Genomic DNA, 16,523 nt, shown 5'->3' on the forward strand with positions numbered 1-16,523 from the left:
AGGGCGTGGATGAACACCAGAAGCCTGCTCTGGGGCATGTTGCTGGCGGGTATCGTTCTCGGTGCAGCGCCCGGGGCGCTATGGGCGGCCGCGCCCGAGCTGCCGGAGGGGCTGGGCGCGCCAGCCAGTGATACCGCAGAACCGGCCCTGCCAGCGGGCCTCGGGGGTGAGACCGGAGCAGAACAGACCACCGACCGATCGGCTGCGGCGGCGCTGCCATTTCGTCTGCGCGGCTTCTGGGAGGCCCGCGGCGGAACCCGGCTGGGCGATGATCCTCACCAGCGCGATCTCTCCATCGCCGAAACCCGGTTGCAGCTCGAGGCGGAGAAGTATTTCAAGGGAGTAACGCTGCGCCTTACCGGCGATTTTCTCTATGACGACCTGGACGATGATCGGTCGGTGGACCTGGAATCGGGTGAGGGCGCGTTCGACCTGCGCGAGGCCAGCCTGGTGTTTTCGCCGAGCGCGGACACCGATGTCAAGCTGGGGCGCCAGATACTCACCTGGGGAACCGGCGACCTGGTGTTCATCAACGATCTGTTTCCCAAGGACTGGGTCTCGTTTTTTATCGGCCGCGATGTGGAGTACCTCAAGGCGCCCTCGGACGCGCTGAAGGTCTCGGCTTTTTCCAGCTGGGCCAATCTTGACCTTGTCTACACCCCCCGGTTTGACGCTGATCGCTTCATCGACGGCCGCCGTCTCTCTTTCTTCAACACAGGGCAAGGGCGGCTGACCGGGCGCAATGCGGTTGTACTGGCGGACCGCCCGGCGGACGCGTTCGAAGACGACGAATGGGCCGCCCGGCTGTACCGTAACCTTGGCGCCTACGAGGTCGCGCTCTACGGCTACGACGGCTTCTGGAAGAGCCCGGCCGGGGCTGATCCGGCCAGCGGTCGGGCCAGGTTTCCTCCGCTGTCGGTGCTCGGTGCCAGCCTGCGCGGGCCGGTGGGGCCGGGCATCGGCAACGTCGAACTGGGTTATTACGATTCCCGCACCGACCGCGACGGCGACGATCCCACGGTGCGCAACAGCGAGCTGCGCCTGCTGCTCGGCTATGAGCAGGAAATTGCCCGTAACCTGACCCTGGGCCTGCAGTACTACCTGGAGCGCATGGATGAGTATGAGGCCTACCGGCGAACCTTGCCCCCGGGTGCCCCGGTGCGGGACGAGAATCGCCACGTCCTCACCCAGCGGCTGACATGGCTGACACACAGCCAGAATCTGGAGTGGTCGTTGTTCCTGTTCTACTCGCCCTCGGACCGGGACGCGTACCTGCGCCCCCGGGTGGGCTATCAGGTTGATGACCATCTCTCTGTTGAAGCCGGCGGAAACCTGTTTTTCGGCGCCCGGGAGGAAACCTTCTTCGGTCAGTTTGAGGACAACAATAACCTGTATCTGGGGGTGCGCTATGGGTTCTGAAAAGGTTAGATGTTGATATCGAAGGGCTGGCTACTGTAGGCCTTACTCGGTTTACCTAAAGAAAAGGAGATGTATATGTCTTACACAATGAATCGCGTAATTCAGAATGTGGATTTCGAGACCGTGGATGAGCGAACCCGTAAGGCCCTGGCCGATCAGGGATTCGGGGTTTTGACGGAGATAGACGTCAAGGCCACCATGAAAAAGAAACTGGACAAGGACATGCTCGCCTACCGAATTCTCGGTGCCTGCAATCCGGCCATGGCCTGGGAAGCGATTGGCGTGGAACCCCGGGTAGGCGCTATGTTGCCGTGCAATGTCATACTGCGCGAGACCCCGGAGGGCGTTGAAGTCAGTGCGGTTGATCCCGTGTTATCCATGACAGCGATCGAAAATGAGCAACTCAAGCATATTGCGGGTGAGGTGAGAGATAGGCTGTCTGAGATTATCAAGGCGGTCTAACTCGACTCGCACCAAAGCACTCGCTGTGTCTTTAATCATTGCCGCACCGGGTGTCTGGGACCTTGGTTCGGCATACCAGGCAAGTTGAGCCCCGATCTAAGCCGGCCCACGTCAAAGCCACTTGCGTAGCAACAGGCCAAGCGTGTCATACACGCCTTTCATGAAGCCGCGGTGTTTCCAGGCGATGCCAGTGATTTCACTGGCATCCAGCAAATCAGTTACGAACTCGTTTCTTAACTGGCCATTCAAGGCTTCGTTTGTGGAAATCAGCGTCAGTTCATAGTTAATAAACAAACTTCTGTAGTCGAAGTTCGCTGTCCCTATGCTTCCCCAGACATCGTCAACGAGCAGCACTTTGGAATGCATTAGCCGGGGCGTGTACTCGAATATGCGAACGCCGTGTTCCAACAGTTCTCCGTAAATGGCGCGGGCCGCCCATTGTGCGGGGGTCGAGTCGGTCTTTTCGGTGGTCAGGATCCGCACATCGACTCCACGGCGGGCCGCGAGAGCAAGTTGTTTGCGCAATCCCCGGTCCGGTACGAAATAGGGCGTCGCCAGCCAGATTTTGTCGGATGCTCCGGCCAGTTGGTCTTTGATGGAGCACCGCAGCTGGATGCGGCAGGCGCGTGTGGTATTGGGAGTGATCCGGCTGTCACCGATGGTATGACTCTGTGGGCTCCAGTCAGGGTGACCGCACCAGAAGGCGTCAAACAGAGCGTCAGCCTCCGCCGCCAGAGGCCCCTCGAAGCACACATGCACGTCGCGCCAACGCTTTGGGCCGTAATAGCGCCTCGAGCCTTCGCGATGAATGTTGAAGCCGCCGAGGTACGCTGTTTTGCCGTCAATGACCAGCAGCTTGCGATGGTCGCGACGGTTGTAACGCATCGGTTGCCGCCAGCTCCAGCGGTGAAAGCGCTGAAGACGGATGCCGGCGGCTCTGAGCTGGCGTCGGTGCTTTCGGGTAAGAACGCTGCTTGAGCCCAGCGCATCAACGTGAATGCGCACGTCGAGGCCGTGGCGGGACTGCTTCATCAGTTCATCAAGCAGTTCAGTCCCCACCTCGTCCGCCGCGAGGATATACGAAGCAAGAAAGATACGCTGGGTGGCAGCACGGACCGAGCGAATCATCTCCGCATAGAGTTCGTCTCCCTCACCGAACAGCCTGAACACACCCTTCACGGCTCCGCCCTCGGGTTCACAGGCGACGTCGCCGGGGTTGCCGTCCATATCTATAACCCCAAAGAGCCGATACCCAGGCTGTCGTTGGTGTCTCTGATCGACGTTTCCGCATCGGGTTCGGCCCCGGTCAGTGCGCGTATGGCATCGATGGTTTCCGGAACAACAATCGCCTGGTTGTCGACCATATAGGCATAAAACAGCTCATTGCCCTGCACTTTGAGCATGTCTTCCCAAAGCGCGACTTCATACAGGCTGTCGTGAGGTCGGCCAAGGTCGGCCATCAACTCCTTGACGCTGTTGATCGCGCTTAGCCCGTCGCTGTTCCGGAGGAAAACAATGCGGGAGGAGGTGCGGAACGCATCGAGCACTTCGTCCTTGCTCGCCTCACGTGTCAGTTGAACGGACCAGTAGTGCAGGTGGGCCAGTGTCTCCGGAACCTTGACCGCCATGGTTACCACATCCAGGTCCGGGTCGACACTTTGGGCATCCGGGCCCTGGTGACTGGGAATCTCCGGCTCTGGCACGACGGTATTCATGATCCCGCCCTGGTGGCTCTCCCAGGGATCGGTGGCCCGGCGCAGAAGGGTTCCCCGTGCCCGGTCCAGCAAGCCGTGGCGTTTGAGCGCTGACAGGGTACGAATGATCGACGTCGTGTTGCACGATACGACGCGTGTGCAGTCACGGCCGACAGCGCTGGCGTAGTTGGCCTCGGCAACGAATGAATGGCCCGTGCTTTGATGTTTCTCGCCGCCATGAACGATGAACCTGATACCGAGCCGCCGGTAGGTTTCGATATTCTTGCTGGCCAGGTGTTTCGGTGTACAGTCCACCACGATGTCCGCGGCTTCAAGTAAGTCATCCAGTGTGCCGGAAACATCAAGCCCGGCTGCGCCCATGGCAACGGCGTGCTCCTCAGTCGCGCCGTACAGGGCATACCCTCTACTCAGCGCGGCCCTCACTCGCCAGTCCTGCGCGACATCAGCTACGCCAGCCACAGCCATGTCTTTTTGTACCGCAACGGCTTGCGCTACCCGTTTGCCGATAACGCCATAACCGTTGACCGCGACGCGAATAATTCTCTGACCGACCATCTTTTGTATCTCCAGCTTCTGAAAAGGGGCGAGCGAACTGTTATGTTGCTTAAGTGACCAGATTATAGACAAAGACTGAATTTCAGCTGAAAGTCCGGTTTGACGTGTACCTCAGGGCAATGGCTTTACCGAAAAGTTGATGGTGATCAAAAAAATGCAAAGCGCAGAAGTGCTTTTCAGGTTCAGTTCAGCCGGGTGTAGTGGAATGGGGTGCAGTAGAGGGCAACTACATTGCTTATGACCGGGTCGAACCTTGAGAGGCTCGAATGGTATGAAACCATCGAAAGGATGATCGGAAGATGTCTGCCAAAGAAAATAGTTCTGCTATCAAAGATAGTGCTGGGAAGGAGTCGGAGGGCCAGTATACCTGCCCGATGCATCCGGAGGTCATATCTGATGAGCCTGGGAATTGCCCGAAATGCGGGATGCACCTTGTGCCTCTGGAAAACAATAAAGTGAGTTCTCATTCAGATCACTCTCACCATTGTTCTGGAGATCATGAAAAACCGTCAGGCGACGATCGAACATATGACCGTGTACCACCCGGGTATTCGGGGGTGGTTTACACTTGTCCCATGCACCCTCAAGTCCGACAGACAAAGCCCGGGGCATGTCCTCTGTGCGGTATGGGACTGGAGCAGGAATCGGCCACCGCGGAAGATGAGGGGCCCAACCCGGAGTTGGTGGACTTTTCTCATCGGCTCTGGGTTGCCCTGGCATTTTCAGTGCCCTTGCTGATTTTGACCATGACTCCCTATATCGGTGTCATGGAGGTTCGCGACTTCTTCGGTGAGCGTTTGTCACTCTGGATTGAACTGGTGCTTGCTACTCCTGTAATCCTATGGTCCGGCTGGCCCTTCTTTGCTCGCGGTTACATCTCGTTTCGGACAATGAACCTGAATATGTTCAGCCTGATCGGCATGGGAGTTGGGGCGGCCTATATCTTCAGCATCGTAGCGGTCCTTGTGCCAGGGATCTTCCCGGAAGGCTTCCGGGATTCTGGAGGAAACGTCGGCGTTTATTTTGAGGCGGCAGCCGTTATCGTCACGCTGGTCCTGCTGGGCCAGGTGATGGAACTGAGGGCCCGTGAGGGCACCGGTAAAGCCATACGTGCGTTGCTGGATATGGCCGCCAAAACGGCGCGCCTGATCCGGCCCGATGGAACCGAGGAAGAAGTCGCTCTGGAGGATGTGAAGGTCGGTGATCACCTGCGTGTTCGGCCCGGTGATAAGGTGCCCGTTGACGGCGTGGTTGTTGAAGGTCGCTCTTCCATTGATGAATCTATGATTTCGGGGGAGCCGGTTCCGGTAGAGAAAGTGGAGGGAGACAAAGTAACCGGGGCCACCATCAACGGTACCGGAAGCCTGGTTATGGAGGCGACCCGGGTTGGCGCGGATACTACGCTCAGTCAAATCGTCGAGATGGTTGCCAATGCCCAGCGCAGCCGCGCGCCTATCCAGAAGTTTGCCGATATGGTGGCCGGCAAGTTCGTACCAGCGGTTATTGCCGTGGCGGCCCTGTCCTTTGTGGCGTGGGCCATCTGGGGACCGGCGCCAGCTTTGTCGTATGCGCTCGTGTCTGCGGTTGCGGTGCTTATCATCGCTTGCCCTTGCGCATTGGGGTTGGCTACGCCTATGTCGATCATGACGGCTACGGGGCGCGGTGCCCAGTTAGGTGTGCTGATTAAGAACGCCGAAGCGCTGGAGCGTTTTGCCAAGGTGGATACCTTGATTGTGGATAAAACCGGTACCTTGACGGAAGGCAAGCCCAGACTAGTGGCGGTGCTGCCGGAATCGGGTCATGACGAGACCGAGGTCCTCAGGCTTGCGGCCACACTGGAGAAAGGGTCAGAGCATCCGCTCGCTGAAGCCATCGTTTCAGGCGCCGAGGCACGTAACGTGATGCTTGGAAAGGCCGATGACTTTGAAGCCGTTACAGGCAAGGGGGTCAAGGGTGTTGTGGATGGCAAGCCAGTGGCTTTGGGCAATGCCAAACTACTGGAAGAGCTGGGCTTGGACGGTGGCCATCTGATGGAGGTTGCCAATAGCAGACGCGATGAAGGCGAAACGGTCATGTTTGTGGTGCTTAACGGCGCCGTTGCAGGCCTTGTCAGCGTAGCCGACCCGGTCAAGGAAACGACACCCGCTGCGCTCAAGGCCCTCCACGCCGCTGGCTTCCGCATAATTATGGCAACTGGCGACAATGAGCGCACGGCAAAGGCGGTGGCGGGTAAACTCGGTATCGATGAGATTCGTGCCGATGTGCTGCCAGAGGACAAGGCCAGCATCATTCGCGAGCTTCAGAGCCAGGGGCGCAAGGTAGCGATGGCGGGGGACGGCGTAAATGACGCACCCGCCCTGGCCCAGGCCGATGTTGGCATTGCGATGGGAACCGGCGCGGATGTCGCCATTGAGAGCGCAGGCTTTACCCTGGTTAAGGGCAACCTCGACGGTATTGTCCGCGCCAGACGGCTGTCCCAGGCGACGATGCGAAATATCAAGCAGAACCTGTTTTTTGCCTTGGTCTACAACGGTGCGGGTGTGCCGGTGGCTGCTGGTGTGCTCTACCCATTCTTTGGCATCCTGATAGGACCTATCTTTGCCGCTTTTGCAATGAGCGCGTCCTCATTGTCGGTGGTAATGAACTCCCTGCGTTTGCGTCGAGAGAAAGTCTAGGCGCGAAACGACCATATCGATGACCTCTCACTGGAAGTCCTATCCTGTGGCGCTCAGTGCTGAGGTCGGAGTAAAAATCAGTTTGGCCAGGGAAAACTAATGAAAATTGTGTTCTTTGAGGCAGAGAAGTGGGAGTGCGATATTCTGCAGCAGGCCTGCTGCAATCATGAGGTTGTTTTCACGGACGAGGAACTCGGAACAGCCAACGTTGGGCTATACAGGGACGCCGATATCATCTCCCCTTTCGTTCATTCGGTCCTGGACCACTCGGTCCTTGACTGTTTTGAGCATCTGAAGTTCATTGCTACCCGCTCGACCGGATACGACCATATCGATTTGGAGTATTGCACCAGAAATGCGATTCCAGTCAGCAATGTGCCCGTCTACGGTGACCAGACGGTAGCGGAGCATGTTTTTGCGCTGCTCCTTGCCATTAGCCACAAGATTCCAGAGGCGACCAATCGCACTCGCAAGGGGGATTTTTCTCAGAAAGGCCTGCAGGGGTTTGACCTGCAAGGCAAAACCCTGGGAGTGATCGGTACCGGGTCTATCGGAAAGCGTGTTGTAGAAATAGCGCAGGGGTTTCGCCTGAACGTTCTTGCCTGCGATCCCAGGCCGGATGACGTATTCGCGGATCAATACAACGTGTCTTACGTCGATTTGGATCGTCTTCTTGAGCAGTCCGATGTGGTGACGCTGCACGTACCTGGCAGCAAATCGGCCAAGCATCTTCTGTCGGACAGGGAGTTCGCCCGGATGAAGCGCGGGGTTGTCCTGATTAATACCGCTCGCGGCTCCGTTGTTGATACCCAGGCTTTGCTGTACGCGCTGGCGGATGGGAAAGTGTCGGCTGCCGGTCTTGATGTACTGCCGGATGAGCCCTCCATCAGGGAGGAGGCGGAATTGATCCGCTCCTTTTTTGACAAGAAACATGATCTGGAAACGCTGTTCGCCAACCATGTTCTTCAGCACATGAGAAACGTCATCGTCACCCCCCACAGTGCGTTCAATACGAAAGAGGCTGTCGAAAGAATCCTCAAGACCACTGGCGAAAACATTGTTGGCTTCATTGAGGGTGCACCCCGCAATCTTGTGAACAAACACTGAGCCAGGATGATTTTTTATGCCGATGCTCTATACCTATTTGATCTGGGGTGTGTTGTTGGTGCTGCTGTCGGGATTGGTTCTCGTTGTTACCTGCAATAAGGAGATGCTGAGGATGAGACTTGGTACCGCTCTCCTGGGGTCGTGAATTCAGATAATAACTGCAGCATTTTTCGTAATTTATACGAGCATCGCTATTGGCAGACCAGGGCATAATAAAAGGCTAATCATCATGTGGAACGAAAAAGGCAATAGCCATCTCCAACAACCCATCTTGCCGTCACTATTCAGCATTGGCGCCATTGGTTTGACCCTTGCTGGCGCGCTGATCTGGCAGTCTGAGTTTGCGTATGCGCTTGATTATGTTTCCTCGTACGTGGATGGTCTGCTGCGCTGGTGGTATGTGGCACTGGTTGCGTTTCTGACGGCATTTGTTATTTGGCTAGGGCTGGGGCGTTACAAGAACGTGCGCCTTGGTAAAGACTACGAACAACCGGAATACCGGCTTTTTCCCTGGTTGGCGATGCTGTTTGCGGCCGGCACGGGTGTGGGGCTGCTGTTCTGGAGCATCGCCGAGCCAATCATGCACTTTCAGGGTAACCCTTTTACTTCGGAGGGCTTTACTCCCTCCGCTGCGTCTACTGCAATTCAATTGTCGTTTTTCCACTGGGGGCTGAACGGATGGGCTATTTTTGCGTTGGTCGCGATTGCATTCGGATACTTCAGCTATCGCCATGATCTCCCGCTCGCGCCTCGATCAGCGCTGTACCCGTTTATTGGTGAAAGAATCTTTGGCTTTTGGGGGCACGTCGTTGACGCGCTCGCTGTTTTTGCGACTGTATTTGGTCTGGCGACGACGCTGGGGCTGGGAGCCCGTCAGACTGGCACGGGGCTCAAGTGGCTTTTCTCCGTGGAGGCGTCTCTTTGGGTGGAGCTGTCGGTGGTCGCCGTGGTTACTGTAATCGCGACGATTTCGGTGGTTTCTGGGGTCAGGCGGGGCGTGAAAATATTGAGTGAGGTAAATCTTTGGCTAACGCTGATTTTACTCGCCGCCTTTATGATTATTGGCCCCTTTGATTACATGGCAGGGTTGTTGGTGCAGGAAATTGGCGGTTACCTGGATAGTCTATTGATCATGACATTCTATGTTGGCGCCAATGAACCGGGAAATTGGCAATCGACCTGGACGGTGTTTTTCTGGGGCTGGTGGCTGGCCTGGTCACCTTTTGTCGGGTTGTTTATCGCCCGGATATCCCGCGGCCGAACCCTGAGAGAGTTTGTTTTCGGGGTTCTTCTCTTACCAACGCTGGTGACTTTTGTATGGATCTCGGTGATGGGGGGCGCTGCACTCCACAGCGAGCTATTCGGGGGTGGCGGAATTGTTGAGGCGGTCAATAAAGACATCGCCTATGCACTTTTCGCGACCATTGAGCACCTGCAGACGACTGACTCAATTAAATTTTTGATGGGTCTGGTGGCAACGCTCCTTATCAGCATCTACTTTATAACGTCTGCTGACTCCGGCGCATTGGTGGTCAATATCATTTTATCAGGAGGGCAGCTTGAGCCTCCCAAGGCGTCGAGAGCAGGCTGGGCCATTGGCAACGGAGTATTGACCGCGGTATTGCTAGTGGCGGGAGGTATTGCCGTCCTCCAGGATGCGGTCATCCTCGCGGCCCTGCCATTCTCGCTGGTTATCGTTGCTATGACAGCTGGCCTGTTGAAGGCGCTGCATCATGAGCCGCTGACGGCACCCCGGGAGGGTTGTAAGCAACACCGGGCCGCTGAGCCATGGACCGGATCGGATAAGGCATGACTGCCCCCCTGCAAAGCTCACAACCAGGTTCAGCGACATGACCCCTGGCCTCGTGAGCGCAGGGCTGATGAGGTCTTCCAGATCGTAAGCCATGTTGGAAAGCGATAGCACCTTGGTTTACTCGTCTTCATCGGGGGGAGGGTGAGAGTATGCCGAATTGGACACTGCCCCCTCTGTCAAGGTTGTTGAAGCCATCTGGCTACAGTAGCATTCTCATGCCATCCCCCCAGGGGGGATAGGTCAAAAGCTGGTTTTGATCCTGGCCGGGATCGTTTATGGCTCAATGGCTTTGCTGGCTGATGGCCTGCACATGGGTTCGCACGCGGTGGCTCTGGGTATTGCCGCCTTCGCCTATGCGTATGCCAGGAAAAACGCGGGCAGCGCCAGGTTCTCTTTCGGGACGGGGAAGGTCAATGCGCTGGGCGGCTTTACCGGCGCGATTCTGCTGGCTGTCTTTGCGCTCTACATGGTCATCGAGAGCGTCGGGCGTTTTATTCAGCCCGTCCCCATTTCTTTCGATGGGGCTATTTTTGTGGCCATCATTGGCCTGGTGGTCAACGGGGTGTCAGCCTGGATACTGGGGGATGCAGGCCATGATCATGGTCACAGTCACGGCCATGATCACGGTCACCACCATCATCACCATGACCACAACCGCCGTGCGGCCTACCTTCATGTACTTGCGGATGCGCTGACGTCAGTCCTTGCTATTGTTGCCCTTCTGGCGGGTAAATATGCCGGGTGGAACTGGATGGACCCGATGATGGGGATTATCGGTGCGATTCTGGTAACCCGTTGGTCCTGGCATCTGCTGAAAGAGACCTCAAAGGTCCTCCTCGACGAGCAGCATCAGGACATGGAGGAAACCGTCAGACAGGCCGTCGAAGACGACGATGCCAAAGTCAGTGATCTGCATGTGTGGGCGATAGGCCCAAACATTCATGCGGCTATTGTCTCAGTCGTCTCGCATCAGCCCGAGTCGCCTACAGTCTATAAAAAGCGCATTCAGGCACACTGCCAGTCCCTGGTCAATCATGCCAATCACGCTTTCAAGATGGCCGTTTGCCCGCTTCAGACGTTTGATAATGTTCGGGTGAGATTGATGCGTGTGATCATTTACCATTTTTAATTCCTATCCCCCACGGGGGGATGGTATCCTCCGTTCTCGTTGAAATCCAACCACAGACTCGACGCAGTAGATTGATGATTTCGGCCATTCACCCGAGAAAACTGCTTCCAACGCTCGTCATACTCCTTGCATTGGCGGGCCTGTCACTATCGGTGATTGGCGAGTCATTCTCTCATGGTGTGGCCAACTTGGCAGGCGACTGGGAATCGCAGTTTGACGGCCAAGCGAGCAGTCATGGTGCGCATGGACACACCCATGATTTTGACGAAGAGCCAGAGACATCATCAGTGCATCATGATGCTGGCAATCATACCCACGAGACCGTGGACCACCTCAGGGTTCCGTTTGTTTCCCAAAGCCTGACCGTTCTCCGGCAGCCCGTGCCCTTTGTCGGAGGTTCTCCCCGCAGTTTGCGCTATCGGCTTGAACGCCCTCCAAAAGCTCTCCTTTCCGCTTGATTCTTGCCGCTGAGGCGGCCCAAGAAAACACATTCGATTGGAGTCTTTATGTTGTCAAACTTGACAGGCCGATGCCGTGGTGTGTCCTCAACGAGCACAGGTAATCGCCTACTCTGGATATTTCTGACTTTGGGCTTGCTGGGGCTGAGTACCGACGTACTCGCCCATGCCGTGGCTCAGGGCGACAAGGGGTACATCCAGGAAATTACCGGGATAAACCTTATTTCGTTCATCTACCTGGGGGCCAAACACATGGTCACCGGCTATGACCACCTGCTGTTCCTGCTGGGTGTCATCTTCTTCCTCTACCAGATGAAGCACATCGCGATCTACGTGAGCCTGTTTGCCCTCGGGCATTCCACCACAATGTTGCTGGGGGTGTACTTCAACGTGGGCATCAACAGCTACCTCATTGATGCGATTATCGGTCTGTCCATCGTCTACAAGGCGCTGGACAACATCGGTGCCTATCAGCGGTGGTTTGGCTTCCAGCCCAACACCAAGGCCGCCACGTTGATTTTCGGGTTCTTCCATGGTTTCGGCCTGTCTACCAAGATCATCGAATACGACATCTCGCCGGACGGCCTGATTCCGAACCTCCTCGCCTTCAACGTGGGTGTGGAAATCGGACAGCTCATCGCCCTGGCCATGATCCTCATTGCTATCAGCTTCTGGCGAAAAACCGACGGCTTTTTCCGCCATGCCTACACCGCCAACGTGGCCATGATGAGTGCAGGTTTTCTGCTCTTTGGCTATCAGCTTACCGGTTACTTTGTCGCCTGATTCTGGAGATTTTTTATGTACAACACCGATATACCCAACCGTGAAGAACTGCCCAGCACTGCCAAACTGGTTCGATCCACCATCATTGCCGCTTTTGTGGCGCTGGTTCTGCTGGCTACCGTGGTCATGCCCGCCGAATACGCCCTGGACCCAACCGGCGCAGGTCGCCTTTTGGGCCTGACTGAAATGGGTGAGATCAAGGAGCAGCTCGCCGAAGAGGCTGCTGCTGACGAAGCTGCTCAGATGGTTGCTGTTCAATCCTCAACTGAGCGAGAGGCGCCGGAAGTCAATGCACCTGTCGTGGATGAAGCCGTTGAGAAGCCAGCCCCCTCACCGGAAGCAGAGGTTGCGTCTTCTGAGCCAGAATCTGCGCCTGCACCAGAAATTGCGGAACCGCAGTGGCAGGATGAAGTGCGCGTGATTCTCACACCGGGAGAAGGCACCGAATTCAAACTTACTATGGAGGAAGGTGCTACAGCCCGGTTCTCCTGGGTGTCAGAAGGTGGCCCGATCAACTTCGATACTCATGGCGATGGAGGTGGTCAGTCAATTTCCTACGAGAAAGGCCGGGGCGTGCCTGAAGACGAGGGCGAGCTGGAGGCAGCCTTTACCGGCAATCATGGCTGGTTTTTCAGAAATCGGAACGACAACGACATCACTCTGGTACTGCGTACCGGAGGAGACTACGGGCAGTTTAAAAAGATGTTGTGACGTTCACCAACGAATAAGCGCCGAGGGGTCTCCGGGCCTATGCTTTCATAGGTCCGGACCGTGCTTAAGTAACTTAATGTTCTACAGTTCGCTAAACCAAAAATCTGGAATTCTTCATTAATGCGATCAAATATTGGCTCATTGAAAAGGTAATAATCACACCTGAAAAACCGGAGCGAATCCACCTCCGGGGGTACGAAAATTGGTTGTCTGGCCTTGGTATATCCTCGCCGCAACCAGCATACTTTTGCCGGCGTAGGTATACAGCCGAATGTCGACTTTTCGGGTGACCACTGCATCGTCAATTCTCAGGGTTCGTTCTCCAGCGGGGACAAGGTCCTGGGCGATGTAGCCACCATTCAGGATGTTCTCGAAAACGCGCCGGGTTAGTTTGTCGCCCCGGTAGACGCCTTTGCTGCCATGGCCGGCAACCGGCTTGAAGAACAGATGACGTCGCGCACTCCACAACTCAGCCGCGTCGTTCCTCGAAACCTGCCTGGTTTTCGGCACGGCTCTCTCCAGGTAGCCTGCATCGGCCTCATTGAGCCCCCAGTCTCGAAGGGAGTGGGGTGCGGATAGCAGGGCCAGGTTTCGCTTGTCAGCCAGCACAGCGTGCACATGGGGATTAGGCGTTACCACCACGGCGCCATCCAGATAGGCATGCCTTAATGCCGCATGGGGCGCGGCGTCCAATGCGAAGTCCACCAGACGGTTGTAGACCATATCAATGGGCTTACCGCGGGCTGTCAGCGTACCGCCGGCATACTGAAGCTCCTGTGGATCGAGTATCAATGTATCAATTCCTTTGGCTCGGAGAATCTGTTGGGCCAACTGGAATTCGGGGAACATAAATTGTGTCTTTGGGGCATCGTCTACTATGGCCAGGCAACTGGGCCCGAAATTGTCGTGCTGGCTTTGCCACTCCTGTTTGAACATTGAGAACACCGCGTCCTCGAATCCGTCGAGCGGCTGCTGGGGTGTTGTGGGTTGTTGAGATGGGTCGCAGCAATTGCGCTGGGCTCTCGACAAGACAAGGTTCAGGAAGGCGCCACCGGCGTTGGTGTTGATTTCGATCAGCCGGGGGCCGTCGGGACCCATGTGAAAATCATAGCCCATGAACGCCCCGATGGGCCCTGGATTGAACTGTGCGATTTCCGGTGCCCAGGAAAGTACTCGTTCTCGGTACGAGGGAAGCTCTGAGGCCGCTTCAATCGACTGAACGATCCTCTCCATCTCCGCTATGTCGGCTCGGGGTACGAAAACCGGTGTGTTTGAAAAAAGGTGATCGAACTCCGGGAGCGTTGACAGTTCGCTTCCAGCATCTGAAAGCTGGTTGTGGAGGCTCTTGTTGAGGGCTATTCGGTCAAGAGTGATGCAGTAGCATTGGCGGTTGAGTTCGTTGGCCCGGCTGTTTGCTATTCGTCTGTTCTCATAAATAGGTTCCGGCATCTGGAGTCCGTCATTCGAGGTTTGCAATGGTTGAAACGGCTTACTTAATGCTCGAAGAATCTATCTTGCATTTGTGATTTGCGTCAAATAGATCCACATCTTGTGTCTGTTTTCAGGTCTGTTTTCAGGTCTGTTTCAGTTCCGCGTGTTGAACTACTGCTAGGTAAATTGGTGCTTGCCATCTATCTTCGACTCTCACAATGGGCGGCGATCTCTCCCGTCGATGGCAGCCTTTTGATCACCAGTCGGGCCGAAGCCAAGCTCTGGGTGATTGATCCGGGCTCTCTGGAGATTATCGATGACGTTTCTTTGGACGGGATAGGTCACCAAATATCGCTAGAGGCATACTAGCCAGTAAGCCCCACTGACAAGCTTTTCCCAAAGGGAATCTATATGGATAAGCGTTTCAAGATTACGTTGGCAATTTTTGCGGTCATCGCTTTGGTTTTGCTCTGGGGCGAACATAAGGTTCACCTTCTGGGTGCTTTGCCGTGGTTAATCCTTCTGGCATGCCCGTTTATTCATATGTTTATGCATGGAGGGCATGGGAATCACGGTGGCCATAATCACCACGATCAACCGGAAGGCAAGAGTGGAGGCCAACGCGATGACTGATGCTTCGTCCGATTACGGTCTTTGGGGACTGGTGGTTCTAAACTCGGTGATCTTTATTTTCTTCGCTTTCAGTTTTTTTAAGCCACAGACCCAACGAGACTGGCGATCCTTCGGTGCGTTCAGCGCGTTTCTCGTGGCATTATTCACAGAGATGTATGGGTTCCCGCTGACACTCTATTTCCTGTCCGGTTGGCTTCAGACCCAATACCCGGATGTGAATTGGCTTGCCCACGATAGCGGGCACTTGCTTGAAATGCTCTTTGGTTGGCAGGGTTCTCCCCATTTCGGCCCCTTCCACTTGTTGAGTACGGTGTTTATAGGTGGAGGTTTTTACTTGATTGCCGCCGGATGGCGAACCCTGTACACGGCGCAAAAAGAGCGAAAGCTGGCTACGACGGGGCTCTATTCGTATGTTCGGCATCCTCAGTATGTCGGCTTTGTCTTGATTATGTTTGGCTTCCTTCTGCAGTGGCCAACACTTATAACTCTGGCGATGTTTCCGGTTTTGCTCTGGATGTATGCCCGCTTATCGATCAGTGAGGAACGAGAGGCAGAGAAAACGTTCGGGGAAGCCTGGCGGCACTATGCCAACAAAACTCCCAGGTTTTTGCCGCGGTTGCGCGGATTGGGGCGGCAAGCTTGAACAAAAGCTCTACTCATCTGCCGGGTAGACAAAGGAGCTGTTGGTGAGCCTGTCACTTTCGATACGTTCAGTCGCCGGAATGGTTCTTGTTGCCTTTCTTTGGGCGATCTGCTTTCCTTTTATTGTGGTGGGATTGCCAGATGCGCCACCCTTGCTTTTTGCCGCTTTACGCGCATTGTTGGCAGGGTTGTGTCTGATTCTGATCGCTTTTACAAAAGATGGTCGGCCCAGTTATTCGCTTCGCCAGCTTCTAATGCTGGCCGTAATTGGCCTCAGTTACACGGGTATGGGGCTTGGAGGGATGTTTCTCGGTGCTGGCAAGCTGGGACCGGGGCTTGCAACGGTTCTGGCCAATGCGCAACCACTGTTTGCGGCGGTTCTTTCGTTTTTTATCGTTCGAGAGGTGGTGACCGGGCGTGTGTTTGTGGGCCTTTTGATTGGTTTTATTGGTGTTGTGGTGCTAGCGATGCCAGAGATGGAGTTTGGTAACGCCAGATTTTCAGGGGCCGTCTATGTTCTTGGTGGAGCCATCGGAACCGCCATTGGAAATGTGCTGCTTAAATACCAGGCCGGCAGCGATGATATCTATTGGTCAATGGGCATCCAGCTTGTCATAGGCTCAGTGTTTCTGGGAATAGCATCCGTGAGCCTGGGCGAGGGCTTCGAGATTGATTGGACCTGGTCATTTACGACGGCCATGTTCGTTCTGGCCATTCCGGCAACGGCAATGATGGTTGTGCTTTGGTATGCCTTGCTCGCCAGCGCGCCCTTGAACAGCCTCAATTCGTTTACCTTTTTAACGCCTGTTTTCGGTCTCGCTATCGGAATGCTTTTGTTCGGCGAAACTTTCACATCACTGGAGATGACCGGGATAGGAATCACAATTGTTGGCTTGGTGATCGTTGTTAAAGCGCCTGGGAAAACAGATGGCGGTTCCGCTGTCGGGGAAGAGGCAAAGGTGATCCGTAGCTCATAGTAGAAAAGGGAGT

At 55.5% G+C, this 16,523-nt stretch carries 13 protein-coding genes and 2 pseudogenes; 11 read left to right on the plus strand and 4 right to left on the minus strand.

The genetic code is table 11. The features are described from left to right. Window positions 1–9 precede the first annotated feature (9 nt). The gene (locus tag AC13DD_RS01625; RefSeq protein WP_482930753.1) at window positions 10–1,419 is read left to right on the plus strand and encodes a hypothetical protein; all 1,410 of its coding nucleotides are present in this window, start codon (window positions 10–12) and stop codon (window positions 1,417–1,419) included. Window positions 1,420–1,494: 75 nt separating this feature from the next. Next, window positions 1,495–1,881 carry a DUF302 domain-containing protein gene (locus tag AC13DD_RS01630; RefSeq protein WP_091854522.1) on the plus strand — a complete coding sequence of 129 codons (387 nt, stop codon included), beginning with the start codon at window positions 1,495–1,497 and terminating at the stop codon, window positions 1,879–1,881. Between the two features lie 111 nt (window positions 1,882–1,992). Here AC13DD_RS01630 and AC13DD_RS01635 read toward each other — a convergent pair whose 3' ends face one another. Together AC13DD_RS01635 and AC13DD_RS01640 are read right to left on the minus strand one after the other, a co-directional pair. Then, window positions 1,993–3,108, minus strand: coding sequence for a phospholipase D-like domain-containing protein (locus AC13DD_RS01635; RefSeq protein WP_091854524.1), 1,116 nt, complete (start codon window positions 3,106–3,108; stop codon window positions 1,993–1,995). Between the two features lie 2 nt (window positions 3,109–3,110). After that, window positions 3,111–4,151, minus strand: a complete 1,041-nt coding sequence (locus tag AC13DD_RS01640) for a type II glyceraldehyde-3-phosphate dehydrogenase (RefSeq protein WP_053114010.1) — start codon at window positions 4,149–4,151, stop codon at window positions 3,111–3,113. Between the two features lie 374 nt (window positions 4,152–4,525). Between AC13DD_RS01640 and AC13DD_RS01645 the strand changes: the two genes are divergently transcribed. The 4 genes and pseudogenes from AC13DD_RS01645 to dmeF all read left to right on the plus strand — a co-directional run. Further along, window positions 4,526–6,826: a copper-transporting P-type ATPase gene (locus tag AC13DD_RS01645; protein ID WP_482930759.1), complete on the plus strand. Its 2,301-nt coding sequence runs from the start codon at window positions 4,526–4,528 to the stop codon at window positions 6,824–6,826. Between the two features lie 99 nt (window positions 6,827–6,925). After that, window positions 6,926–7,933, plus strand: coding sequence for a hydroxyacid dehydrogenase (locus AC13DD_RS01650; protein WP_286894809.1), 1,008 nt, complete (start codon window positions 6,926–6,928; stop codon window positions 7,931–7,933). 229 nt (window positions 7,934–8,162) lie between these two features. Further along, entirely contained in the window at window positions 8,163–9,746 is a 1,584-nt protein-coding gene (locus AC13DD_RS01655) for a BCCT family transporter (RefSeq protein ID WP_008169995.1), read from the plus strand. A gap of 253 nt (window positions 9,747–9,999) precedes the next feature. Continuing rightward, window positions 10,000–10,749 (plus strand): annotated as a pseudogene (gene dmeF, locus AC13DD_RS01660) (CDF family Co(II)/Ni(II) efflux transporter DmeF); the annotation flags it as partial. 18 nt (window positions 10,750–10,767) lie between these two features. Here dmeF and AC13DD_RS01665 read toward each other — a convergent pair. Beyond that, window positions 10,768–10,869 (minus strand): annotated as a pseudogene (locus AC13DD_RS01665) (metal-sensing transcriptional repressor); the annotation flags it as partial. Between the two features lie 512 nt (window positions 10,870–11,381). Here AC13DD_RS01665 and AC13DD_RS01670 point away from each other — a divergent pair. Together AC13DD_RS01670 and AC13DD_RS01675 are read left to right on the plus strand one after the other, a co-directional pair. Continuing rightward, window positions 11,382–12,116 (plus strand): HupE/UreJ family protein, encoded by a 735-nt coding sequence (locus AC13DD_RS01670; RefSeq protein WP_303293705.1) that lies wholly within the window; start codon window positions 11,382–11,384, stop codon window positions 12,114–12,116. 15 nt (window positions 12,117–12,131) lie between these two features. Beyond that, window positions 12,132–12,827 (plus strand): hypothetical protein, encoded by a 696-nt coding sequence (locus AC13DD_RS01675; RefSeq protein ID WP_482930754.1) that lies wholly within the window; start codon window positions 12,132–12,134, stop codon window positions 12,825–12,827. Between the two features lie 156 nt (window positions 12,828–12,983). On the opposite strand, the gene AC13DD_RS01680 is transcribed toward AC13DD_RS01675, so the two are convergent. Then, a complete protein-coding gene (locus AC13DD_RS01680; protein ID WP_199453472.1) occupies window positions 12,984–14,276 on the minus strand; it encodes an ATP-grasp domain-containing protein in 1,293 nt (430 codons plus the stop codon). 393 nt (window positions 14,277–14,669) lie between these two features. Here AC13DD_RS01680 and AC13DD_RS01685 point away from each other — a divergent pair, with 393 nt between their 5' ends. Genes AC13DD_RS01685 through AC13DD_RS01695 form a run of 3 tightly spaced genes read left to right on the plus strand, consistent with a single transcriptional unit; the run spans window position 14,670 to window position 16,510 of the window. Beyond that, window positions 14,670–14,891: a DUF2933 domain-containing protein gene (locus tag AC13DD_RS01685; protein ID WP_081467492.1), complete on the plus strand. Its 222-nt coding sequence runs from the start codon at window positions 14,670–14,672 to the stop codon at window positions 14,889–14,891. Then, window positions 14,884–15,534 (plus strand): isoprenylcysteine carboxylmethyltransferase family protein, encoded by a 651-nt coding sequence (locus AC13DD_RS01690; RefSeq protein WP_273085699.1) that lies wholly within the window; start codon window positions 14,884–14,886, stop codon window positions 15,532–15,534. The genes AC13DD_RS01685 and AC13DD_RS01690 overlap by 8 nt, the downstream gene beginning before the upstream one ends. A 43-nt stretch (window positions 15,535–15,577) precedes the next feature. Continuing rightward, entirely contained in the window at window positions 15,578–16,510 is a 933-nt protein-coding gene (locus AC13DD_RS01695) for a DMT family transporter (protein WP_092033484.1), read from the plus strand. Window positions 16,511–16,523: the final 13 nt, after the last annotated feature.

This window comes from Marinobacter sp. L-13, assembly GCF_056857715.1.

Coding starts and splice junctions, on each gene's coding strand:
- AC13DD_RS01625 (WP_482930753.1), top strand. CDS start 10: ATGAACACCAGAAGCCTGCTCTGGGGCATGTTGCTGGCGGGTATCGTT.
- AC13DD_RS01630 (WP_091854522.1), top strand. CDS start 1,495: ATGTCTTACACAATGAATCGCGTAATTCAGAATGTGGATTTCGAGACC.
- AC13DD_RS01635 (WP_091854524.1), bottom strand. CDS start 3,108: ATGGACGGCAACCCCGGCGACGTCGCCTGTGAACCCGAGGGCGGAGCC.
- AC13DD_RS01640 (WP_053114010.1), bottom strand. CDS start 4,151: ATGGTCGGTCAGAGAATTATTCGCGTCGCGGTCAACGGTTATGGCGTT.
- AC13DD_RS01645 (WP_482930759.1), top strand. CDS start 4,526: ATGCATCCGGAGGTCATATCTGATGAGCCTGGGAATTGCCCGAAATGC.
- AC13DD_RS01650 (WP_286894809.1), top strand. CDS start 6,926: ATGAAAATTGTGTTCTTTGAGGCAGAGAAGTGGGAGTGCGATATTCTG.
- AC13DD_RS01655 (WP_008169995.1), top strand. CDS start 8,163: ATGTGGAACGAAAAAGGCAATAGCCATCTCCAACAACCCATCTTGCCG.
- AC13DD_RS01670 (WP_303293705.1), top strand. CDS start 11,382: ATGTTGTCAAACTTGACAGGCCGATGCCGTGGTGTGTCCTCAACGAGC.
- AC13DD_RS01675 (WP_482930754.1), top strand. CDS start 12,132: ATGTACAACACCGATATACCCAACCGTGAAGAACTGCCCAGCACTGCC.
- AC13DD_RS01680 (WP_199453472.1), bottom strand. CDS start 14,276: ATGCCGGAACCTATTTATGAGAACAGACGAATAGCAAACAGCCGGGCC.
- AC13DD_RS01685 (WP_081467492.1), top strand. CDS start 14,670: ATGGATAAGCGTTTCAAGATTACGTTGGCAATTTTTGCGGTCATCGCT.
- AC13DD_RS01690 (WP_273085699.1), top strand. CDS start 14,884: ATGACTGATGCTTCGTCCGATTACGGTCTTTGGGGACTGGTGGTTCTA.